Origin of the sequence: Saxibacter everestensis, assembly GCF_025787225.1 — a bacterium.
GTDB lineage: Bacteria > Actinomycetota > Actinomycetes > Actinomycetales > Brevibacteriaceae > Saxibacter > Saxibacter everestensis.
On sequence record NZ_CP090958.1, the window covers coordinates 1,214,364 to 1,237,191 of the forward strand.

19 protein-coding genes are annotated in these 22,828 nt (G+C 63.5%); 16 read left to right on the forward strand and 3 right to left on the reverse strand.

What is annotated here, in order from left to right:
• Positions 1 to 3: 3 nt before the first annotated feature.
• From LWF01_RS05880 to LWF01_RS05905, 6 genes are all read left to right on the forward strand, one after another.
• Positions 4 to 936, forward strand: coding sequence for an amino acid ABC transporter permease (locus LWF01_RS05880; protein WP_349640111.1), 933 nt, complete (start codon positions 4 to 6; stop codon positions 934 to 936).
• Entirely contained in the window at positions 933 to 1,700 is a 768-nt protein-coding gene (locus tag LWF01_RS05885; protein ID WP_349640112.1) for an amino acid ABC transporter ATP-binding protein, read from the forward strand. Before LWF01_RS05880 ends, LWF01_RS05885 begins: the two co-directional genes overlap by 4 nt.
• Positions 1,697 to 2,635: a hypothetical protein gene (locus LWF01_RS05890; RefSeq protein ID WP_349640113.1), complete on the forward strand. Its 939-nt coding sequence runs from the start codon at positions 1,697 to 1,699 to the stop codon at positions 2,633 to 2,635. Before LWF01_RS05885 ends, LWF01_RS05890 begins: the two co-directional genes overlap by 4 nt.
• A gap of 56 nt (positions 2,636 to 2,691) precedes the next feature.
• Positions 2,692 to 3,768: a LacI family DNA-binding transcriptional regulator gene (locus LWF01_RS05895; protein ID WP_349640114.1), complete on the forward strand. Its 1,077-nt coding sequence runs from the start codon at positions 2,692 to 2,694 to the stop codon at positions 3,766 to 3,768.
• Positions 3,769 to 3,866: 98 nt separating this feature from the next.
• Entirely contained in the window at positions 3,867 to 5,099 is a 1,233-nt protein-coding gene (gene dinB, locus LWF01_RS05900; protein WP_349640115.1) for a DNA polymerase IV, read from the forward strand.
• Positions 5,100 to 5,201: 102 nt separating this feature from the next.
• Positions 5,202 to 5,597, forward strand: a complete 396-nt coding sequence (locus LWF01_RS05905) for an SCO2097 family morphological protein (protein WP_349640116.1) — start codon at positions 5,202 to 5,204, stop codon at positions 5,595 to 5,597.
• 138 nt (positions 5,598 to 5,735) lie between these two features.
• Here the strand turns inward: LWF01_RS05905 and LWF01_RS05910 are convergent, their stop codons facing one another.
• From LWF01_RS05910 to LWF01_RS05920, 3 genes are read right to left on the reverse strand one after another with little or no spacing between them, the layout of a single operon-like run.
• The gene (locus LWF01_RS05910; RefSeq protein WP_349640117.1) at positions 5,736 to 8,006 is read right to left on the reverse strand and encodes a transglutaminase TgpA family protein; all 2,271 of its coding nucleotides are present in this window, start codon (positions 8,004 to 8,006) and stop codon (positions 5,736 to 5,738) included.
• The gene (locus LWF01_RS05915) at positions 8,003 to 9,205 is read right to left on the reverse strand and encodes a DUF58 domain-containing protein (RefSeq protein WP_349640118.1); all 1,203 of its coding nucleotides are present in this window, start codon (positions 9,203 to 9,205) and stop codon (positions 8,003 to 8,005) included. Before LWF01_RS05915 ends, LWF01_RS05910 begins: the two co-directional genes overlap by 4 nt.
• Positions 9,202 to 10,275, reverse strand: coding sequence for an AAA family ATPase (locus LWF01_RS05920; protein WP_432761993.1), 1,074 nt, complete (start codon positions 10,273 to 10,275; stop codon positions 9,202 to 9,204). The genes LWF01_RS05915 and LWF01_RS05920 overlap by 4 nt, the downstream gene beginning before the upstream one ends.
• A 431-nt stretch (positions 10,276 to 10,706) precedes the next feature.
• On the opposite strand from LWF01_RS05920, the gene mraZ reads away from it, so the two are divergent.
• From mraZ to murG, 10 genes are all read left to right on the forward strand, one after another.
• Complete coding sequence (mraZ, locus tag LWF01_RS05925) at positions 10,707 to 11,138, forward strand: division/cell wall cluster transcriptional repressor MraZ (protein ID WP_349640119.1); 432 nt, start codon at positions 10,707 to 10,709, stop codon at positions 11,136 to 11,138.
• 173 nt (positions 11,139 to 11,311) lie between these two features.
• A complete protein-coding gene (rsmH, locus tag LWF01_RS05930; protein ID WP_349640120.1) occupies positions 11,312 to 12,298 on the forward strand; it encodes a 16S rRNA (cytosine(1402)-N(4))-methyltransferase RsmH in 987 nt (328 codons plus the stop codon).
• Positions 12,295 to 12,903 carry a cell division protein FtsL gene (gene ftsL, locus LWF01_RS05935; RefSeq protein ID WP_349640121.1) on the forward strand — a complete coding sequence of 203 codons (609 nt, stop codon included), beginning with the start codon at positions 12,295 to 12,297 and terminating at the stop codon, positions 12,901 to 12,903. The genes rsmH and ftsL overlap by 4 nt, the downstream gene beginning before the upstream one ends.
• Before the next feature lie 2 nt (positions 12,904 to 12,905).
• Positions 12,906 to 14,750 (forward strand): peptidoglycan D,D-transpeptidase FtsI family protein, encoded by a 1,845-nt coding sequence (locus LWF01_RS05940; RefSeq protein WP_349640122.1) that lies wholly within the window; start codon positions 12,906 to 12,908, stop codon positions 14,748 to 14,750.
• Positions 14,741 to 16,321, forward strand: coding sequence for a UDP-N-acetylmuramoyl-L-alanyl-D-glutamate--2,6-diaminopimelate ligase (locus LWF01_RS05945; RefSeq protein ID WP_349640123.1), 1,581 nt, complete (start codon positions 14,741 to 14,743; stop codon positions 16,319 to 16,321). The genes LWF01_RS05940 and LWF01_RS05945 overlap by 10 nt, the downstream gene beginning before the upstream one ends.
• Before the next feature lie 14 nt (positions 16,322 to 16,335).
• Positions 16,336 to 17,838 (forward strand): UDP-N-acetylmuramoyl-tripeptide--D-alanyl-D-alanine ligase, encoded by a 1,503-nt coding sequence (locus LWF01_RS05950; protein ID WP_349640124.1) that lies wholly within the window; start codon positions 16,336 to 16,338, stop codon positions 17,836 to 17,838.
• A complete protein-coding gene (gene mraY, locus LWF01_RS05955) occupies positions 17,835 to 18,920 on the forward strand; it encodes a phospho-N-acetylmuramoyl-pentapeptide-transferase (protein ID WP_349640125.1) in 1,086 nt (361 codons plus the stop codon). Before LWF01_RS05950 ends, mraY begins: the two co-directional genes overlap by 4 nt.
• Complete coding sequence (gene murD / locus LWF01_RS05960) at positions 18,902 to 20,434, forward strand: UDP-N-acetylmuramoyl-L-alanine--D-glutamate ligase (RefSeq protein WP_432761994.1); 1,533 nt, start codon at positions 18,902 to 18,904, stop codon at positions 20,432 to 20,434. The genes mraY and murD overlap by 19 nt, the downstream gene beginning before the upstream one ends.
• On the forward strand, positions 20,434 to 21,729 hold the full coding sequence (ftsW, locus tag LWF01_RS05965) for a putative lipid II flippase FtsW (protein ID WP_349640127.1): 1,296 nt from the start codon (positions 20,434 to 20,436) through the stop codon (positions 21,727 to 21,729). The genes murD and ftsW overlap by 1 nt, the downstream gene beginning before the upstream one ends.
• Complete coding sequence (gene murG / locus LWF01_RS05970; RefSeq protein WP_349640128.1) at positions 21,730 to 22,827, forward strand: undecaprenyldiphospho-muramoylpentapeptide beta-N-acetylglucosaminyltransferase; 1,098 nt, start codon at positions 21,730 to 21,732, stop codon at positions 22,825 to 22,827. It begins immediately after the preceding gene.
• Position 22,828: the final 1 nt, after the last annotated feature.

The window sequence follows — 22,828 nt, forward strand, 5'->3', positions numbered from 1 at the left end:
ACCGTGTCTAACGTCACGCATGCTCCGACTGACGCTGACTCAGCACGTATCGCGACCTCGGAAACCCGAGTTCGCCATCTGACACATCCCACGTGGTGGCTCGGGGGAGTAATCGTCCTTGCCTTGATAGCCTCGTTTCTCCATCTGCTGTTCACCAACGAAAACATGAAGTGGGATGTCGTCGGCGAGTATCTCTTTCATCCCGAGATTCTTCATGGGCTGTGGGTGACGATTGAATTGACCTTCCTTGCGATGGTCATCGGCTTGGTCCTCGGCGTAATTCTGGCCATAATGCGCCTGAGCCGAAACCCACTGTTTTCTGCAGTCAGTTGGCTCTGGGTGTGGTTCTTCCGCGGAGTTCCACCCCTCGTACAAATGATTTTTTGGTTCAACCTCGCCACCCTCATCCCGGAAACGAAGCTTGGTGTGCCGTTTTCCGGCATCACGTGGGCGAGCTGGGACACGAACACTCTGATGACCCCGTTCTCGGCTGCTATCCTCGGCCTTGCCTTGACGGAGAGCGCCTATGCTGCCGAGATGATCCGCGCTGGAATTATGGCGGTGCCGCGGGGGCAGGTCGAAGCCGCTTCGGCGTTGGGGATTTCATCCGGGAAAGTGACGATCCGTATTGTGCTACCGCAGGCGCTGCGCATAGTCATTCCGCCAATCGGGAACGATCTCATTTCCATGCTGAAGTTCACGTCGCTGGTAAGCGTGCTCGCAACGCCTGACCTGCTATACAGCGCACAGATGATTTACTCGCGGAACTATCAGACAATTCCTCTGCTGCTCGTCGCCACGCTGTGGTACTTGGTACTGACAACAGTGTTTACGCTTGCCCAGCAGACAGTTGAACGGAAGGTCCACGATCGACCGTTGATTCCAGTGCAGAAACTAACATTCAATCCGTTTGGCGCGCGAAAGGTCGTCTCATGAGCTGGCCACTGCTTAAAGCCGATAATATTCACAAGTATTTCGGCAGTAATCACGTATTGCGCGGCGTGGACCTTGAGGTTCGAAAAGGTCAGGTGCAGTGCGTCATCGGACCCTCAGGATCGGGGAAGAGTACTCTGCTCCGTTGCCTGAACTTCCTTGAGCGTCCTGATCAAGGGTATGTCTACCTCGATGGTGAGCCGATTGGTTATGCCTGGTCGGGTAACGAACTGCGCGAGATGCGCCCGGCCGGCCTTGCCCGACAACGTGAACGGATGGGCATGGTCTTTCAGAGTTTCAACCTGTTCGCGCACCTCTCCGCACTGGACAATGTCAAACTGGCTCCCCGCCTTGTCAATGGAATAAGCGAAGGCGTAGCAAGGCAGCAAGCCGCCGACTTGCTAGCCGCTGTGGGGCTGCAAGGCAAAGAGGATCACAAGCCTGCTCAATTGTCCGGTGGACAGCAGCAGAGGGTTGCGATCGCGAGGGCACTGGCGATGAAGCCAGAGGTCATGTTGTTCGACGAGCCGACATCGGCCCTTGATCCCGAACTCGTCGGTGACGTTCTCGACGTCATGCGTGGATTGGCCGATGATGGGATGACGATGGTGATCGTCACTCACGAGATGTCATTTGCTGCGGATGTCGCAGACCAAGTCGTATTCATGGACGAGGGTAACGTCGTGGAAGCGGGTACGCCTGAGGACATCTTCTCCCGAAGTTCGCACCCGCGTACCGTGTCGTTCTTGTCTCGGGTACTGGGATGACTGAGAAGATTGACAGTATCGAAAGGATCGGTGTCGCGGCATGCCACATAGCGGTGACGGACGATGAACTCGTCCAAGCGATGGACCGCGCTGGGCGGATCGCCGGACACCCCGAACTCACGGCGACGCGTATGGCCGCTGATGCCGGAGAAGACCTGATCTTTGGACACAGCTGCCTGATCCCAGGATTGGGGATGTGTGTAAAGACGGGGATTCAGAAACCGGGCAACCGAGCCAAGGGAATCGATACCGTCCAGGCAGCGGTCCTGCTGTTCGAAAACGCAACTGGTCGTCCGGTGGCCCTCGTCGACGGAAAAGCCGTTACCACCATGCGCACGGCCGGAGCACTTGTTGCGGGAATAAGGGCGTTGCGGCCAATTCCGCAGCCGAGGGTGGCGGTGATCGGCTTCGGTTCCCAGGGGCGACAGGTCGCTGAACTGTCCCGCACCGTTCTCGGGGCCGCCGAGGTCCGGGCATATACCCCTTCGGGGGTGGCAGCGGAAGATGGGATCGACACAGCCCGCACCATAGCTGAAGCCGCTGCTGGCGCCGATGTCGTTGCTTGTTGCACCTCGAGTCCACGACCGGTCATCTCTCGATCGGATCTTGCTGATGACGTTGTCGTCGGCACGATGAACTCGTTCAGCCCAGCGCTTGTGGAGATCGAGCCCGAGATTATCGGCCACGCCACCACGGTTCTCGTTGATAACGCACCTGAAAATTTCGGCCCAATTGTCCAGTGGACCGACGCCGGCGGCCGGTTGCCGGTTCTGCGGTACCTCGGTCAGGTTCCACCTCCGCGGGCCGGGGACGCCGGTGCGAGGGGGATCCGAGCGGCCTTTGTCGGTGGAACTGGATACCAGGACGCTCTCGTTGCCTGGAGCGTTGTCCTCGGTTGGTCACAGGTCGAGGAAGTAACTCGCCAATACACTTGACTTATAAGAATACCGAAACGGTGCATCCAAGCCCAGGAAAGTGAGCAAAGCGCGGTATGAAGCCGAAAAGCGCCAGTATTAAGGATGTTGCTGCGGCGGCAGGCGTGTCCCGGGCTACTGCGGCGCGCGTACTCGGTGGATATGGGTACGCGAGCGGTCAGGTCCATGAGGCAGTGCTCGGTGCGGCACGAGAGCTCGATTACGCACCGAGTCGCATGGCTAAAGCAATGCGCACCGGGCAATCGCAACTGATTGGATTTGTCAGCGCCGACATCACCGATGGCCTGTTCTCCGAAGCGCTTGGCGGAATTTGCCGAATAGCCGAGCCCCTCGGATACCAGGTCGTTGTCTTCAATAGCGCCGATCGTCTCGACGGCGAACGTGAAGGTATTCGCAACTTGCTCTCGCACGGAGTGGAAGGGCTTATTGTTTCTCCTGTTGTCGTCTCCCAACGTGAGCACCTCCAAGCGGCTGCTCGCGCCGTGCCGCTCGTGTGTCTCGATCGAGCCCCTGAGGGCCTGCCGAGTGTTGTATCTGACAACGCAGGAGCCGCTCGCCGGGCGGTGCAGTCGCTGGTCGAACATGGACATCATCAGATCGGCCTGGTGTCCTCGGTCCAGGCCGAGGAACCGATCGTCATTGATTCGTCCGACCAAATCCTGCGCGTGCTCGGTCCTGACCGGCCCTCGGTTTTGCGTGCGCGCGGCTTCGTTGATGGAATGCACGATGCCGGATTGCCCATCGGACCCGGCCAACTCTGTTTCACCCCCCATCTTGCTGAGGACGCACAGCTCAGGGTCACGCAGTGGCTTGAAGCCAAAGACGGCCTCACCGCGGTACTCGCTGCGGACTCCTATCAGGCACGTTATGTCTACCGGGCGCTGCGTCTGCTCCGACGCCGAGTTCCCGAAGACCTCTCGCTGATCGTGTTCAGCGACGCCGAATGGACGGAGTTCGTCGTTCCTCCGCTGGACACGATCAGCCTCGACGGTGCAGAAATGGGAGCTCGTGCCGCAGGCGCCTTATTCGAACTGATTCGGGGAAGCGCACAAGCGACTTCTGAGGTTATATCCGCGATCCATCGCCCCGGTCAAAGTGTCGTGACTCTGTCTGCTGAAGCGACAGCTACCTAAGGTCCGCGCCGGGTTCGCGAATCGCGTAATCGCGAATCGCGACCTGCGTCAGCAGCAACTCAGGCACCGCTGTCAGTGTTGTTAAGTACCCTGTCTCTGTGAGCCGAAAACAGCTGGATCGCTCCGGCGGAGATCTGTCGTCGTTGGGCGCCGACGACACCGGGTGCACCATTTTGCACCTGGATATGGACGCGTTCTTCGCTTCTGTCGAATTGCTGGAACGACCGGAGCTCCGGGGCCGCCCGGTGATCGTCGGTGGATCATCTCATCGTGGCGTCGTTGTCTCCGCGACCTATGAGGCGCGGGCATACGGCGTTCATGCCGCGATGCCGATGACGCGCGCCCGCAGGCTCTGCCCGCAGGCAACGGTCATCCCGCCGAGCAAGGGGGCTTACTCCGCGTTCTCGGCCCAGGTGATGGAACTGATCGCCCAGCGGACCGACCAGATTCAGAAGATCAGCATTGACGAGGCGTTTATCGATGTGGGTTCGGCCGTTCGCCGGCTTGGCAGCCCGGCGACAATAGCCGCCGACCTTCGAGCAGACGTCCGCAGGCACACCGGGCTGGTCTGCTCGATCGGGGTCGCCTCGACCCTCTTCGTCGCCAAGCTGGCCTCCACTCGGGCGAAACCCGACGGCCTCCTGGTAATACCGGCGCAACGCGTGCTCGACTTCCTGAGTCCGATGCAGGTGCAGGCGCTGCCCGGAGTCGGCGAGAAAACCCAGGCCAGCCTGGCCAGGTTCGGTATTACGACGATTGGCGACCTGGCGGCCACCAGGCAGTCGGTTATTCAGCGTGCCCTCGGTGCACATGGCGCGCACCTTTGGCAGCTGGCGAATGGAATCGACCCGCGGGTGGTCTCCACCGGCGGACCGGAGAAGAGTATCGGAGCCGAGGAAACATTCGATATCGATCTGAGTGCCCGCGACGAGCTGCGACGTGAATTGCTGAGGCTCTCCGAAAAGGTAGCGCTCCGGCTGCGCTCGGCGGAATTCGTCGGCCGGGTTGTCGTGCTCAAGGTACGGTACAGCGATTTCTTCACCGTCACCCGATCCCGAACTCTGGACCAGGGCACTGACGTCGCGAGCGATATATACGCTGCCGTGGTCGAACTGTTCGACGCGCTCCGGGAAACATCGAAGCGGCCGCTGGTTCGGCTGCTCGGGGTGCGGGTCGAGCAGCTGTCTCCAAGCGCATCGGCCCACCGGCAGCTCACCATCGGTGAGCGCGAGTTCGGCAGACGCGAGGCAGAGCAGGCTTCGGACGCCGCCCGGAGGAAGTTCGGCACCGACGCGATTCGTCCCGCTTCGCTGTTAAAACGCAGTGAGTAAGCCCCTGATGTTTCGACGTCCTGACTTTCGGGCATAGACTGGTAATCAAAACGATCCCGGGACCTCTCGGGACACTTAAATGCCACCCAAGGGGAGGTCAAGGTGCCACTCTCAGAACATGAGCAGCGCCTGCTCGAGCAACTAGAACAACAGTTGCAGAGCGAGGATCCGAAGTTCGCGAACAATCTGGGCAGTTCGCCCAAGCGTTCGCTCTCCGCGCGCAGACTCACCCTGGGTATTTTGATTGTCGTTGTCGGCCTGCTGATCGTCGTGCTGGCGGTCTCGCAGAACCTCATCCCGCTCGGTGTGGTCGGCTTCGTTGCGATGCTCGCCGGAGTTAGCTGGGCGTTGTCAAAGCCCAAGGGAGCTATCGGCGACGGGGCACCGGTCAAACCGGCGACTCCTGGCGCTCGAACAATGCGCACACCAACATCAGGGTCCGGCTTCATGGGCCGCCTGGAAGAACGCTGGGACCGCCGCCGCGACAACCGCGGCTAGACCGCTTCTCTCGTTCTCGCTTACTCTCTCCTGCCGGCGATGCCCCTGCGGGTAATCAGCTGCTCCCTGACGTCGGCGTTGCCTCCCTGACGCCGGCGCTGCGTTAGCTGACGGTTGTCAGTCACTGCCCGCGAACAGCTATTCCCTACCGCCGAACAGCGAACGCGGCAGCAGGAACGCCGCCACCCGGTGCCAGGACGATGACGTCGCCTGCAACGCCTTCCTTAGGGCGGCAATATCCTTTCGGCCCAGCGCCGGTTCGGCCACGCGGGTTTCGGACGCCGCTCCATACGCCGACTTCTCGAACTCGGCGACGATGTGCCGCGCGGCTTCCGCGGTCGCCGCGTCGTGACGGTTCACCCGGGCCACGACAGGTTCGATGGCTGCGCGTGGCGTCGAAGCTGGATCGATCCGGATGTAATAGTCACGCGCGGAGTCAATCAGTTCCCGCCAGGCGATACCGGCCTGCTCATCCCAGGTGCGCACCTTCGACCAGCGTCGAGCGGATCGAAGCGCCCGGAGCAGTGCCGGAGCAAGTAGCAGGACTCCGATCAGAATGACAGTAGCCAGCAACCGCCACCACTGGTCCCACCACAGCGCGAAGGCCGCGGGATCCGTGCTGCTTGAATCGGACTCGGCTTCGGCCGGTGCCGAGCTGGACTCCGACGGCGAAGGTTCGCTGGCGCTCGGCTCGCTGCTGGGTTCGGTTGTCGTCGTGGTTTCCTCGTCATCCGAGGTGGCACCCGTTGTCCACTCCGGTGCCGAGCCGCTCTGTGTCCCCGGGGTCGGCTCGAAGCGGGTCCAGCCAACACCGGGGAAGTACAGTTCGGGCCAGGCGTGTGCGTCCTCCAGGGTGACATCCCAGCTGTCATTGGGCTGCTGCTCTCCCGGCAGGAAGCCGACGGCTATCCGGGCCGGGATGCCGAGTGATCTCGCCATCACAGTCATCGCGGACGAGAACTGCACACAGTAGCCGGCCTTGGTTTCGAGAAAGTCTGCCAGCGCGCCATTCCCGCCGTCCGGCGGAGCGTCCGTCGTGTAAGTGAAGTCCGGGCCCCGGAAGTATCTTTGCAGCGCTACGGCCTGGGCGTAGGCGTTCGTCTCGTCGCCGACGATATCCCGGGCGGTGTCGGTCACCACCTTTGGCAAGTCCCTCGGCAGCTCGGTGTACTCGCTCAGCGCTGAGGACTGGTAGCCGGCCGCCAGCAGATCATCGGGCGTCGGCTTCACCGCCAGGTAATCGACCGAGTAACGCAAAAAGCTGGTTTTGACGCCGTCCCCGAGAATGTTCAGCGTGTCCCGGTCGTAGACCCAGCTCCGGCCGGTGTTCTCCGTGCGGACAGCAGGATACGGCGCAGGGAGATGATCCTGATCGAGGTTCCTGATTCGGATGTAGACACTCTCCTGGCTGGCCTCAATTGATGTGTTCAATCCCGGGGGAGTCGGTAGGCCATCCTCGGCAACGGCCTGCCGGTCGATCGAAACAGTCGAGGGTTCCCAGACTTCGCCGTCGAATCGGTCCGCAGTCACGATGCGAATCGGCCCGGGGCTCTCTTCTGAGCTCCGGTAGCTGAGCACGTCACGATTGTCGTTGCTGGCGAGGTTGTCGCGCAGGTCAAGAAACGGATTGATCACCGTGACGTTAGTGCCTGAACCATTGTTTCCGAGCCGCCGGGGGTCGAGGGGGGCGTTCGTCGTCGCCGGCAGCAGCCCCGGGATGGCGGCGGCGAGCACCAACGCAGTGACCGCGGCAACCACCGCTGTGCCGTCAATCCTGGTTGCCGCATATTGCCCGCACAGCAATATCAGATATCCGGCCGCCGCGAGGGCGAAATGCCACCAGCGCAAGCCGTCGCCGTTGATCACCATCGGCAACAGGTACATCAGCAGGAGCGGAATCCCGGCGACTTTCGCGGCCCGGATGTCTGAGCTGAGTCCATCCACGACCACTGTGATGACGATGGCGCCGATCGCGAGCAGGGTGGTGAAGCCGGTGGTTGACGCCGCGGGGGAGGTTGTCTGGTAGATGCCCTGCACGCCGGATTCGAGCACACTCCACAGCGCGGTGCCGGTGGATGTCGTCGGCAGGAAACCCAGAACGGCACTCTCTGGCACGGCAATCGCGATGATCGACAACCCACCGGCAACGACCTGGACCAGGACGGCGAGTCCGGTGTGCAGTAGCGCAGGGATCGCGCGAAAGGCGGCGCCGGCCAGGGTGACGGTCACGATCGTCGCGGCTATCGGGGGCAGCCAGCGCAAGTCGTCGAAGAGCGCGCCGAACGACATCGAGGTGGCAAGTACGGCCAGTCCGGCCAGCAGGCTCAGAGCGGCTGCGGACGTTTCTCCGGGCGTGCCGGCTTCGGGCGCATCGCTTGCCGCCGGACTCATCCGCGTCTGCGTGCTCACTGATCCAGCCTCTCCAGGAGTGAGATCCAGGCCTGGTCGACGCGGTCGGAGCTGATCACCGGCTGCAAGGTGAAACCGGATGTTGCTTCCTCGTTTGCCGGCCCGGCGACGAAGGCCAGCTCGAGGCTGTCGGCCGTCGAACGTGCCGACAGGCCGTGGGTGATCGCCTGCTGCTCGGCGCCGTCGCTGCCGAGGAAGGCCAGTCGAACGGCCGACCCGAGCTGCTCGTGGCGCAGCGGGGTCGCTGTCGACGTGACGTACGCGCGATCAGTCAGCTCGATGCCGGCGAAGGTTCGATGCGCCGCTGCGATTGAATGGGTTGGATCGCCGCCGCCGCCAAACGTTCCTGCATGTCCGTCCTGGGTGTGCAGTTCGACCTCGTAGCCGCCCTGAGCGAAATGCGTGGTCGCCGACGACGCGGCGCTGACCATCCATTCGAAATCGTCGGCGTGCTGGTAGCTCGACACCGCGGAATCCAGAAAGACGGTGATCCGCCGGATATCGGCATTCGCCTCCTGCCGGACCATCAATTCGCCATGTCGTGCCGTACTCGGCCAATGCACATGGCGAAGGTCATCGCCGACCTGATAGGACCGGGAGGTGAAATCGTGAGTGCCGTTTCCCTGCTGCATCCGGTGTTGCTCCTCGGCGTTGCGCCGGGAGGACAGCGCTCCGGCATCGCTGAGCCGATGCAGCCGCGGGCCGACCAGCACCGGATATGAGCTGATCAGGGTGAGGCGTCGCCGGCAGAGGCTGAACGGCCCGTACATCTCGGCTGTCAGCGGTCCCAGTTCGAACTGGCCGCGGGTCGTCGGGCGGATGGTGTGCTCAAGGTCCTGTGCCTCGCCGGGACCCAACACGGAGGATGTCGCCATTACGGCCGGGCCGAGCGATGGTGACATCTGCAGGGTGAGCCGTGCTCCGGATGCCGGCCGCAGATCGGGGTTACGCAGGGCGACCACGATGCGGGCAAGCTGTCCGACCGAGACCGGGGCGCCGGGCAGCGCCTCAAGCGGCTGCACAATGAGATGCGCCAGCGGAAGATTGCGCCGCCAGTTCAGAACCAGAAGCGAGCTGGCCGGGAGTGCGAGAGTCAGGATGCCGATTGCTCGGAGCCCAGCGAAATTGGTGAGATAGGCCGCCACGAGCAACGCTATGCCTACCCCAAGAAATACCCAGCCGCTGAGTGTCAGTCTCATTCGCCGGCGGATCTTATCGGTGCGCGCCGACCTCGTCCGGTCGGCGTCGCCAGCTGCGCCACCGCCAGCTCGGGCGATCTGCGCTCGGCGCTGACCGGAACCGAGGCAAGAATTTCCTGCAACGTTGTGTGCACAGACGACGCGCCGGATTGCCGGTCACGCGACGGGATCAGCCGGTGCGCCAGGACAGGCTGAGCCAGGGCCTGAACGTCGTCCGGAAGCACGAAGTCGCGGCCTTCGAGCACTGCGCGCGCCCTGGAGGCCCGCAGCAGGTGGATTCCCGCCCGTGGCGACGCACCGAGGCTGAATCTCGAGGGATCCCGGGTCGCGGCCAGCAACCGGACGATGTAGTCGCGCAGGGCGTCTGTCGCCGTGACGGAGTGCACTGTCTGGATAGCCCGGCGCAGCTTATCTATCGAGCACACCGGCTGCATGCTTTTCAGTGGGTCCTTGCCGGCGTGATTTGCCAGCAGGTCGGTCTCGGCATCCTGGGCCGGATAGCCGATCGAGATCTTTGCCATGAACCTGTCGCGCTGCGCCTCGGGCAGCGAATAGGTCCCTTCCATGTCGACCGGGTTCTGGGTCGCCACCACCATGAACGGATTGGGCAGCTCGTGGGTCACGCCGTCGATGCTGGCCTGTCGCTCGGCCATGCATTCCAGCAGCGCGGATTGGGTTTTGGGCGAAGCGCGGTTGATCTCGTCACCAATCACGATGCTGGCGAACACCGGGCCCGGCCGAAATTCGAACCGGTGCTGCTCCTGATTGAACATGTTGACGCCGACCACGTCGCTTGGCAGTAGATCGGGAGTGAACTGCACCCGCTTCACCGTCCCGCCGACCACTTTGCCGAGCGCCTTCGCAAGCAGGGTCTTGCCGACACCGGGAACGTCCTCGATCAGCAGATGCCCCTCGGCGAGAACGATGGTCCAGGCCATTCGCAGAGCTTCGGCCTTGCCCTCGAGCACGGTAGACATGGCCTGCATTCCGGCCTGCGCAAGGAGCTGGACCTCGTGAAGTTCCAGCGCGGCATCTGCGGGGGCGAGATCGTTGATGTGGTCGGCGCTCATCGGCGTACTCCAGACAAGGTCAGGCGGGCTGCCTGCTCACCAAGGCCGCCGCCCAAACCTACGGACGGTGAACCTGCCGCCAAGCAGACATGGCAGGTTCACCATTCTCCCGTATCAACCTGAGAGTGCGCTAATTGTTGCGCCTCCACTTCCCTCCCCACAGCGCTCCACTTTCACCCCCTCGCCGCCCAGCGGGCGGCAAAATGGGCCGCGGACTGCCCTGTGGAGTGCGGATATCCCGGTCAATTCCCCGGTTCACCCTGCCTGCGTGGCCATGGAATGCCGATAACCTCCACTTTCCACCACCGGTCTGACCTGCTCTTTTGGGCTGCCTAGGCAAGGATCTTCCGCAAGTCGCGCTAAAAGTGGAGCGAAGTGGAGTATGGTGGGGGATGTCGGAGCGCAGTGGTATCTGGTGAGGGGGTATCGACATGTTTCTCGGCACGCATCTTCAGCGTCTCGATGACAAAGGTCGAATGATCCTCCCTGCCAAGTACCGCGATGAACTCGAGCGGGGACTGGTGCTTACTCGCGGGCAGGAACGGTGCCTCACGCTGTTCTCGGCCCGTGAATTCGAATCGGTTCACGAGCAGATGAGACAGGCTCCGATGACGTCGAAGGACGCGCGGGATTACCTGCGTCTCTTCCTGTCCGGGGCTTCAGCCGAAACGCCGGACAAGCAGGGGCGAATCACCGTTCCGCAAATCCTGCGACAGTACGCCGGGCTTGGCAGAGATCTGGCGGTTGTCGGTTTGGGCAACCGCGCGGAGATCTGGGATGCCCCGACGTGGGAGAGCTACCTGGCTGCTACCGAGTCCGGCTTCGCCGAAAGGGAGGACGAGGTGATTCCAGGTGTGATCTAGCAGTACCTCGGTGGATTGAGATCTCCAGCCGTCATCGCTCGTTTTGACACACTTCCCCGGTGCCAAAACGCCGTCCTGACGCACTTCCCCGGTGCCAGGGCGAGATGTACGGAGGGAGATCTGGATTCATCGGACAAGAACAGACAACGAACGACCCAGGTAAAGGCGAGAGTATGGACCAGCAAGGCGAACGCCCGGCGTCGGACCGCCACGTTCCGGTACTGCTGGAACGCACGCTGGAGCTATTGGGGCCGGCCGTCGATGTCGACGAGCCGCGCTATGTGCTTGACGCGACGCTGGGCATGGCCGGTCACAGCGAGGCAATGCTCAACGCTTGGCCGACCGCACACCTGATCGGGGTCGACCGCGATACCCAGGCGCTGAGACTTGCCAGGACCCGGCTCCAGCCATTCGCTGACCGGATGACGCTGGTGCACGGCGTGTACGACGAGATCCCGGAGATACTCGACGATCTCGGCATCAGCTCCGTGCATGGCATGCTCTTCGACCTGGGAGTGTCCTCGCTGCAGCTCGACGAGGCCGACCGCGGGTTCGCCTATTCTTTCGACGCTCCGCTCGACATGCGAATGGACTCCCGGCAGGACGCCGACCAGCTGACTGCCGCGGACATCCTGAATACCTATTCGGTGGAGGAGCTGACCAGGATCCTGAGGACCTACGGCGAGGAACGATTCGCTGGCCGAATCGCTCGCGCCATCGTCGAGGAGCGGGTAAAAGCCCCGTTCACGACATCCGGCCGTCTGGTCGAACTACTTCGCAAGGCAATACCCGGCGCCAGTCAACGAACCGGGGGGCATCCGGCGAAACGCACGTTCCAGGCGCTCCGAATCGAGGTCAATCAGGAACTCAGCGTCCTGGAGACGGCGATTCCGGCGGCACTCGGCCGGTTGGCCGTGTCGGGGCGGATAGTCGTCCTGTCCTACCACTCGCTGGAAGACAGGATCGTGAAACAGGCGCTGACAGAACTCGCGACGTCGAGGACGCCGGTCGACCTGCCGGTTGAGCTTCCGGATCAACAGCCAACCATCCGGCTGCTGGTCCGCGGTTCAGAAAAAGCAAGTGAGCAAGAGAAAGAAACCAATCCGCGTGCGGCCTCGGTCAGGCTTCGCGCGGCGGAAAGAACAAGGGAGGCAGCATGAGTCAGGCAACAGCCCGTGTCACAGCGCCCCGTCGGCGGCTCATCCCGCCTGCCGATACCGCGCCGCCAAGGCTACGACTTGTCGCGCCGCCGCTGCCGAAGCGCAGGCTGCCCTTCGTCCTGCTCTGCGTTGGTTCACTGACGCTCGGCCTGGTGGCAGTTCTACTGCTCAACATCGCGGTGTCGCACAACAGCTACCGGATCTCGGAGCTGACCAGCAGGCAGACCTCGCTCGCAGAACAGGAAGACGCTCTGACCGAGGACCTGTCGTACCGCTCAAGCCCGCAAAACCTGGCCAAGGCGGCGACGGATCTCGGCATGGTGGCAGACCCGAACCCGCTGTTCCTGCGGCTTTCCGATGGAAAGGTGATGGGTGAGGACGAACTGCCGCTCGGCGACAAGGCTGCTGGCGTGACGATCCCCGGGCCTGCGGCTAAGACCCGGGAGGCGAGCCGGCCAAACCTGAAGACCGGCAAGCCGCTGCCACAGATCGGCGAAAAGCCGCCCGTGGCAGAACCCAAGACCGAAGCAACTGAAGAGCTCCCCAACGGACAGGTCAGGGCGCCCAGCCAGAAAGCTCCTGATTCGAACCGGAACGGCGAGTAGCCGTGGCGACGCAACGCCGAGACCCATCGACGAAGCGCCCGCAGCAATCGAGGAAGGGCAAGCCCGCGGCACGTGGCCCGCTGCCGGCGCCAGTACATCGGATCAAGGTAGGCCAGCCCAATAAGCGAATGCGCTGGGTGATCACCATGGTGATGATCGTCTTCCTGGTCTTCTGCGGCCGGCTGGTCCAGATCCAGGGCTTCGATCCTTCCAGCCTCGCGGCGGCGGCACTGCAGAAGCGGCTCAAGGTCGTGAAGCTCCCGGCCGAACGGGGTGAGATCCTGGCCGCCGATGGCACCACGCTGGCAACAACTGTGAAGCGGTACACCCTGGTCGCCGACCAGCTGAATGTCAGCCAGTACAAGGATGACGAGGGCAAGGTGCTCGGCGCGGAGGTCGCCGCCGAGCAGCTCGCTCCCTTGCTGGAAACCGACGCCGACCGGCTGCTTCCCATGCTGGACGGGAAGAAGCGCTGGAAGGTGATTGCCAAGGGTCTCAGCGCGGAAGCCTGGAACCGGATCGACGGGCTGGGCATTCCTGGGCTGACCTCGACCGAGACCCAGCAGCGCTCGTACCCCAACGGTGCAGTTGCCGGAAATGTGACTGGGTTCGTCGGCAGCGACGGCAGCGCGCTGGCCGGGCTGGAAAGCTCGATGAACAAGGAACTGACCGGCACCGACGGAAGCCGGCAGTATGAACGAGGCGTCGATGGGAGCATGATCCCGCTGGGCGAGAACAGCATCAAGACGCCGGTCAACGGCAAGAGCGTCGAGCTCACGATCGACTCCGCCATCCAGTGGTACGCCCAGCAGCAGATTGCTGCGCAGGTCAAGGAGGCGAAGGCCGAGTCGGGAACTGTTGTCGTGCTTGACGTGAAGACCGGTGAGATTCTCGCCGCTGCGGAGGCGCCAACAGTCGACCCTAACGACCCCGGAGCCTCGGACGCCGACGATCGCGGCGCGAGGGTTTTCGGTGAGATCTATGAGCCCGGATCGACGGCGAAAGTCGTAACCGCGGCGGCCCTCCTCGAGGAGAACCTGGTCGAAAGCAGCACCCAGTTCGAGGTTCCCTATAAGTGGAAGGCCCCTAACGGGGAAGAGTTCAGGGATTCCCACCCGCATGGAGTCGAGAAGCTCACCTTCGCCGGTATTATCGGCGAATCGTCCAATACCGGAACGCTGATCGCCGGCCAGAAGCTGACGAAGAAACAGCGGCACAACTACCTGACGAAGTTCGGATTCGGTCAGCCGACCGGCCTGAACTTTCCGGGAGCATCCTCCGGTCTGCTCGCCGGCCCGGACGACTGGGACGGTCGCACGCAGTACACGGTGATGTTCGGTCAGGGAGTCGCCGCAACCGCCTTGCAGTCGGCTTCGGTGTTTGCGACTATCGGCAACGACGGTGTGCGACTGACGCCAAAACTGGTGAAGTCGTACATCGATCCGGACGGAACCCGGCATGATGCCGCGGCGCAGTCCGGTGAGCGAGTTGTCAGCGCTGACACAGCCCGGATGGTTACCCGGATGCTCGAGGGCGTGGTTAACGAGGGCACCGGTAAACTCGCTGCGGTCCCCGGTTACCGGGTGGCCGGCAAGACCGGAACCGCGCAGGCCCCGGCGGCCGAAGGAGGTGGCTATGACGGATATACGGCATCATTTATCGGAATGGCGCCGGCGGACAATCCGCAGATCGTTGTGGCATCGACTCTGCAGCGCCCCCGCAACGGGCACTATGGTGGACCGGTCGCCGGACCTGTTTTCCAGAAGGTGATGTCGTATGCCTTGCAGGCACGCGGAGTCCCGCCATCAGGCTCAGAAGTGAAGGAATTACCTCAGACGTGGAAATAGAGGGCACAGCCCATCGGCACGGCGTCTCCGTGGCCGACCTTTTCAATTCCGTACGCGCTGCCGGTCTGCCGGCACGACGGGAGGGTGCGGCGGTCGACCCGGAGGTGACCGGCGCGACCCTTGATTCGCGCAGGGTAAGCGACGGAGACCTGTACGCCGCGCTGCCCGGTTTCAATCTGCACGGCGCCGGATTCACCCGGCAGGCGGTGGAGGCCGGAGCGGCCTGCGTGCTGACCGATGACGCTGGTGTTGCGCTGATCGACCCCGCGCTGTTCAGTCGTGTTCCGGTCATCGTCGTTCCCGAGCCGCGGGCAATCCTCGGCCAGCTCAGTGCCGCCATCTTCCAGACGGAGCAGCACTCGCCCATCCTCTTCGGGGTCACCGGCACGAACGGCAAGACAACGACCACGTTCATTCTGGATGCCTTGCTGCGAGAGATCGGCTACCGTACCGGGATGATCGGCACTATCGAGACGCGGATCGCAGATCGGGTGGTGCCCAGTATCCGCACCACACCCGAATCGCCCGACTTCCATTCGCTGCTGGCCCAGATGTACCACGAGCGCGTCACGGCCTGCAGCATGGAGGTGTCATCGCATGCCTTGAGTCTGCACCGGGTGGACGGCGCCAGGTTCGAGATCGCTGGTTTCACCAACCTGAGCCAGGATCATCTCGATTTCCATCCGACCATGGACGACTACTTCGACGCCAAGGCGAGCCTCTTCACCGAATCGCGGGCACACAAGGGAGTTGTCGTGATCGATGACGAATGGGGCCGGAGACTGGCCGCCGAAGCCGAAATCCCGGTGACCACGCTGTTGTCGCGGCCGCCGGCACCGCCAGAGGACCCGGATTACTGGATCGAACCAGCCGCAGATGATCCTTCCCGATTCACCCTGCACGGCCGGAAAGGAACCCACCTTGCGGCACACTCGCCGCTGCCCGGCGGATTCAACCGGACCAACACGGCGCTGGCGATTCTGATGCTGCATAGCGCCGGAGTCAGCACGGAGACGCTGAGTCATATCGTGAATGTCTTTCGCGCCGTTGTGCCGGGCCGGATGGAACTGGTCAACCCGGAACACCCCCGAGCCATCGTCGACTACTCCCATACGCCGGAATCGGTTGGCCTGGCTTTGGCCGCGCTCAGCGACGACGCCGCGGGCGAGACGGCCGGCCCGCTGGTCGTCGTCCTCGGTGCCGGGGGAGACCGGGACAAGGGCAAACGGCCGTTGATGGGACGTCGCGCCACGCTCGGCGCAGATGTGGTGATCGTCACTGACGACAATCCGCGTTCGGAAGATCCGGCACAAATTCGCACCGAAGTTTTGCGCGGCGCCCGCGGCGTTCACGACGGGGCCAGGGCCAGCAAAATTCTTGAGGTCGGCGACCGGACGGAGGCCATTTCCGCAGGTCTGCGCGCTGCTGGCCGGGACGGAACCTTGCTGGTGGCAGGGAAGGGACACGAGCAGGGTCAGGAGGTCGCAGGAGTGGTTTCACCCTTCGACGATCGAGAGCAGATCCGTCTGGCGCTAGCGCGGCTTCGACACGACGACAGCTCGAGCCGGTAAAGTTCGACTCTGTCATGAAGGAATTTTCTTATAAGCAGATAGCCGCCGCAGTCGGCGGCGAAATCGTAGGCGCCGATCCCGAGCTACGCACGGCGGGCCCGGTCGTCACCGACTCTCGCGATGTCAGCCCTGGCGCGGTGTACGTTGCCCGCAGGGGCGAATCGCTCGATGGGCTGGATTTTGCAGCCTCCGCGGTCCAGGAAGGAGCCGCGCTCGTCATCGGCGAGGAAGTGGTCCACGTCGACGGCGTGCCGTTGCCGTCGATCGTGGTTGAAGACGCGACGGTTGCGCTGGGGCTGCTTGCCCACGCCAACGTCACCGCGCTTCGTGCCAAGGCACCAACCGGGTCGGACGCAGGGCAGCCTGCCGGCGCGGCAGCAGTGGACCACGGAGGACTCAAGGTGGTCGCCATCACCGGTTCGGCCGGTAAGACGACGACCAAGGATCTGCTCGCGGATTTCCTGGTGTCGCTGGGACAGACTGTCTGGCCACCCAATTCTTTCAACAACGAGGTAGGGGTCCCGCTCACCGCATTGCGGGCGGACGAGGACACTCGGTTCCTGGTGCTCGAAATGGGCGCCCGCGAGCCCGGAAACCTGAGCTACCTGACCAGCTTGGTCCGGCCGGACATTGCGGTGGAGCTCAATGTGGGCTCGGCGCACAGCGGCATCTTCGGCAGCGTTGAGGCAACCGCCAAAGCCAAAGCCGAGCTTGTCCAGTCACTGGACAGCGACGGAATAGCGGTGCTGAACCTTGACGACGACCGGGTGGCCAACATGGCCTCGAAGGTTGCTGACGGGGTAGGAATCGTCTGGTTCTCGCTCAGTGGCCGTCAGCATTCCACCCAGCCGACCGTCTGGGCCGAAGATGTGACGAGTGACGCCACCGGACGGACATCGTTCCTGCTGTGCCTTCCCGATGGACAGACGGCTCAGATCCAGCTTGCCCTGCTCGGCGAGCATCACGTGGCCAATGCGCTTGCTGCCGCCGCCGCCGCGTGGCGGATGGGTGTCTCGCTGACAACGATCAGCACTGTGCTGGCAACGTCCGGCGCGGCAAGCCGCTGGCGGATGGAACTCGTCGACTCACCGTCGGGCGTCACCGTGCTCAACGACGCCTACAACGCCAACCCGGATTCGATGCGGTCAGCTTTGAAGACGCTGGCAACCATGGGCCGCGGCGACGCGCAGAACCCGCCGCGGCGAACCTGGGCGGTGCTCGGTGAGATGCTCGAACTGGGCGAATCCTCGGTCGAGGAGCACGATTCGATCGGGCGCCTGGTCGTCCGGCTCAATATCTCCCGCCTGCTGGCGGTAGGCGAAGGAGCGCGGCCGATCTACCAGGCGGCGAATCTCGAGGGTTCGTGGGGCGAGGAAGCTGCCTGGGTGCCGGATGTCGCCGCTGCCCGCGCCTTTCTCAACGAGTCACTGAGCCCCGGCGACCTTGTGCTGTTCAAGTCTTCGCGGGATGCCGGCCTGCGCTACCTCGGTGACGATGTCGCGGGAGTCACCCAGTGATCGCAGTTCTGATTTCGGCGCTGCTCGGGTTGCTGCTTTCGTTCCTCGGTACGCCGCTCTACATCCGTTTCCTGGTCAAGAAGGGCTACGGACAGTTCATCCGGGACGACGGCCCGACCTCGCACCACACAAAACGCGGCACGCCGACTATGGGCGGCGTGGTGATCATTTCCGCCACCCTGCTGTCGTATTTCATCGCTCACCTTGCCACGCTGACGCCGCTTACAGTGTCCGGACTCCTGGTGCTGTTCCTGATGACCGGCCTCGGCGTCGTTGGTTTCGTCGATGACTTCATCAAGATCAGCAAACAGCGCAGCCTTGGGCTGCGCACTGTTCCCAAGCTGATCGGCCAGGGGCTGGTCGGCATCACATTTGCGTTGCTCGCGCTGCAGTTCCCGAACCACCAGAACCGGCTGCCCGCGTCGACCAGGATCTCGTTCATCAGGGATACCAACATCGACCTGGCGTTCGCCGGCGTCGTGGTGGGAATGATCTTGTTCGTCATCTGGGCAAACATCATCGTCACCGCGGTGAGCAACGGCGTGAACCTCACGGATGGCCTCGACGGACTGGCCACGGGGGCCTCCGTCATGGTGCTCGGCGCCTACGTGCTGATCGGGACCTGGCAGTCGAACCAGTCATGTCAGCTGATCAGCCAGGCGGGCAAGGGCTGCTACGAGGTACGCGATCCCCGCGACCTGGCGATCGTCGCCGCCGGCATGATGGGCGCCGCATTCGGCTTCCTCTGGTGGAACACGTCACCGGCAAAGATTTTCATGGGCGACACCGGTTCACTTGCCTTCGGCGGCGCGATGGCGGGACTCGCCATCCTGAGCCGCACCGAGATCCTTTTGATCGTGCTCGGCGGGCTCTTCGTAATCATCACCCTCTCGGTGATCATCCAGGTGGGTTCGTTCAAACTGACCGGTAAACGCGTTTTCCGGATGGCGCCGCTGCAGCACCACTTCGAGCTCAAGGGCTGGGCCGAGGTGACGATCGTGGTGCGCTTCTGGATTATTGCCGGGCTATTCGTCGCGGCCGGACTTGGCATGTTCTATGCCGAATGGGTTGTCGGCCTGTGACCGAATCGCCCCGGCTGGCTCGGATCAACGGTAAAACAGGCGGCCTCGATGGCCTGAACATTGTTGTCACCGGGCTAGGCGTCTCCGGTTTCCCTGCCGCGGTGCATCTGGCCGAACGCGGCGCCTCGGTGATCGTCGTTGACTCGTCCAGCGCGGAGAAGTTCGAGGACAAGATCAATATCCTCAGCGTCTTCGACGCCGAAGTCCGACTTGGACCCGACGCTGTGCTGGAACTGCCGCGCTTCGCGGACGCGCTGCCGGACCTGGTAATCACCTCGCCCGGCTGGCGCCCGGATCAGCCGTTGCTGGCCCAGGCAGCGGCGAATGCGGTGCCGATCTGGGGCGAGGTCGAACTGGCCTGGCGACTTCGCGGCGATAATCCGGCGCCGTGGCTCGTGGTGACCGGTACCAACGGGAAGACAACCGTCACCTCAATGCTTGAGTCGATGCTGCAGGCGGCGGGACTCCGCGCCCTGGCGGCCGGAAATATCGGCACCCCGCTGGTCGAAGCAGTGCTGGACGACAGCTACGAGGTTCTCGCGGTCGAACTGTCCAGCTTCCAACTGCACTGGATCCATTCGATGTCGGCCCATTCCGCCGTTGTGCTCAATATCGCCGACGACCATGCCGACTGGCATGGCTCTGTGGACGCCTACGTCGCCGATAAGGCCAGGATCTACCAGCGGGTTCAGAAAGCGGGCATCTACAACGAGGACGACCCGCGTACCCGGAAAATGCTCGAGGAAGCCGATGTGGTTGAAGGAGCGCGGGCCATCGGCGTCACGCTCGCGATCCCGGCGCCATCGCAGCTCGGCCTGGTCGAGGATGTGCTCTGTGACCGTGCCTTCATCGCCGAACGGAGAACATCGGCCGCTGAGCTTGGAAACGTGAGCGACGTCGCGCACGCCTCAGGGCTGCCGGATGACGCCGAGGTTCCGGCCCACCAGATTTTCAATGCGCTGGCCGCGGCCGCGCTTGCCCGGAGTTTCGGGGTGCCAGGCGGGGCGATCAGGGACGGCCTGCGAAGCTTCACCCCCGGTGACCACCGGATCCAGACAGTGGCCGAGGCCGACGGCGTCCGCTGGGTCAACGACTCCAAGGCAACCAATCCGCATGCGGCGCTGGCCTCGCTCGGCTCGTTGCGCAATATCGTCTGGATAGCCGGTGGCCTGGCCAAAGGCGCGAAGTATGACGACCTGGTCGGCCAGGTCGCTGACAGGTTGAAGGCCGTCGTTCTGATCGGCGTCGATACCGATCCGCTCAGCGAGGCGCTTTCGCGACACGCGCCGGATGTACCGCTCGTCGTGGTTCCGCACGATGAGACTGGTACGAAGAACGCCACCAAGCGAGGGGAGAACGTGATGGCCGACGCAGTCCGGGCAGCCGCGCAGCTGTCCCAGTCCGGTGACACAGTCATCCTCGCTCCCGCCGCGGCCTCGATGGATCAGTTCGATTCCTACGCCACGCGCGGGGATCTTTTCCGCGACTATGCCCGCCGGCACGCGGAGCAGTAATGGCATTGACCCGCCCGGCGCCGTCGAAGAACGGCAAGCAGCACGACGGTGACGGTCCGGAAAAATCGCGGCCCGCTGCCCAGCTGTGGCGCCTGCTCGATTCACCGGCAGCCAGCTACTACCTGATCCTCGGATCGACAATCGCGCTCACGCTGCTCGGCCTGGTCATGGTTCTCTCCGCCTCGTCGGTCGAGGCCTACGATGGCGGTAAGGGATCGTCATTCTCGGTATTCCTTCGGCAGGCAGCCTTCGCTGCCGCCGGAATCCCGCTGATGTTCATCGCCTCCAGGGTTCCGCTGTGGTTCTGGAAGAAGATCGCCTGGGGTTTGCTGATAGTCGGCCTGCTGGTCCAGTTGCTGCCATTCACGCCACTTGGCGCCGAATCACACGGCAACAAGAGCTGGATCCGGATCGGCAGTTTCCAGGCCCAGCCGGCCGAGGCGGGCAAGCTGGCGCTCGTTCTGTGGCTCGGCGTGGTCCTGGCCGCAAAGCAGAAACTGCTCGGCCAATGGAAACACGTTGCGATTCCGATAGTTCCAGTTGTCGGCCTGATGCTGATGTTCGTTCTGCTTGGCGATGACCTCGGTACCGGACTGATCTTCATGATCCTGGTGCTCGGCGCCCTGTTCGTCGCGGGCGTTCCGCTGCGGATGTTCGGCGTCGCGGGGGTCGGACTGGCACTCGTTGCGGTGCTGCTCGCGATCAGCAGCCCAAACCGGATGGCGCGGATCAGCTCTCTTTTCGGTGGCAACTCGGCCACGAGCGACTACAGCGGACAGGACTGGCAGTCCACCCACGGGATGTGGGCACTGGCCTCGGGCGGCTGGTGGGGCGTCGGACTCGGTGCAAGCCGGGAAAAGTGGCAGTGGCTGCCGGAAGCTCACAACGACTTCATCTACGCCATCATCGGCGAGGAACTGGGCCTGCCCGGCACGCTCGGTGTGCTGGTGCTGTTCATGATCCTCGGCCTCGCGCTGCTTCGGGTGGTACGCCGCAGCACCGATCTGATGGTCAAGGTGACCACCGGCGCCGTTTTCGCCTGGATCATCGCCCAGGCGGTGATCAACATCGGCGTCGTGCTCAGCCTGTTCCCGGTTATCGGTGTTCCTTTGCCGCTCGTCTCCTACGGGGGCTCGGCGCTTTTGACCACGCTGGCGGCGCTCGGTATCGTCTTGTCCTTCGCGCGGGCTGAAGCCGGCGCGTCCGCGGCGATGGCTCAGCAGGCGCATCAGGTGAGACGGTCCCTGGCTGTCCTCGGCCGACGACGGGCACAACGTGAAGGTAAGAGGCGCTAAATGGCTTTGAACGTCCTATTGGCAGGCGGCGGGACCACGGGGCACGTTTCTCCGATGCTGGCGGTCGCCCGCTGCCTGCGCCGGCGCGATCCGGACACCGGCATCATGATGCTTGGCACGGAAGCCGGCCTGGAGTCACGGCTTGTTCCGGCGGCGGGTTTCGAACTTTCAACCATCCCACGCGTGCCGATGCCCCGCAGGCCGAACAAGGACCTCCTACTGCTTCCGCGTAACCTGGCCCGGGCGGTGTCGGCAGCCGATGCCGCGATCCGCGCCCACCAGGCCGACGTCGTGGTAGGTGTCGGCGGTTACGTATCGACTCCGGCCTACCTCGCGGCCAGACGGCGCGGGGTGCCGATCGTCGTGCATGAAGCCAACTCCCGTCCCGGCCTGGCCAACAAGGTCGGCGCGAAACTGACGGATTACGTTGCGTGTGCCTTTCCGGGAACCCCACTGGCGAAAGCGCTACCGATCGGCATGCCGATGCGGCCGGAGATCTCACAGCTGGACCGCGAGGTGTCCCGTGGCGGTGCGCGTGCGGCGCTCGGCCTCGATCCGGAACTGCCGACGGTTGTCGTTACAGGTGGTTCGCTCGGCGCGGCGAGCCTGAATGCCGCGTTTTCGGCCGCGGCGCCGGAACTCGAGTCTGCGGGCGTCCAGGTGCTGCACATCGCCGGCGGCGGAAAAGCAGCGGAACTCGCGGCCTCGGTCGCTGACCTGCCGCACTACCATGTCACGGACTACGTCGATGGGATGGAAATCGCTTACGCGGCCGCCGATCTGATCGTGTGCCGTGCGGGGGCCGGAACCGTCAGCGAGGTGTCGGCCGTCGGGCTGCCGGCAGTCTATGTGCCGTTGCCGATCGGAAACGGCGAGCAGCGGCTCAACGCCCAGCCATTCGTCGACGCCGGCGCGGCCGATTTGGTGGAGAGCGGTAAGTTTGATGCCGGGACTGTTCGCTCGCTGGTTATCCCACTCGTCAGGGATTCGGTAAAACTCGAGTCGATGTCACGCGTGGCCGCTGCGCGCGGTGTCCGCGATGCCGATGAACGGCTTGCCGATCTCGTGATGTCCGCACATCTTCGCAAGCAGAACTAGG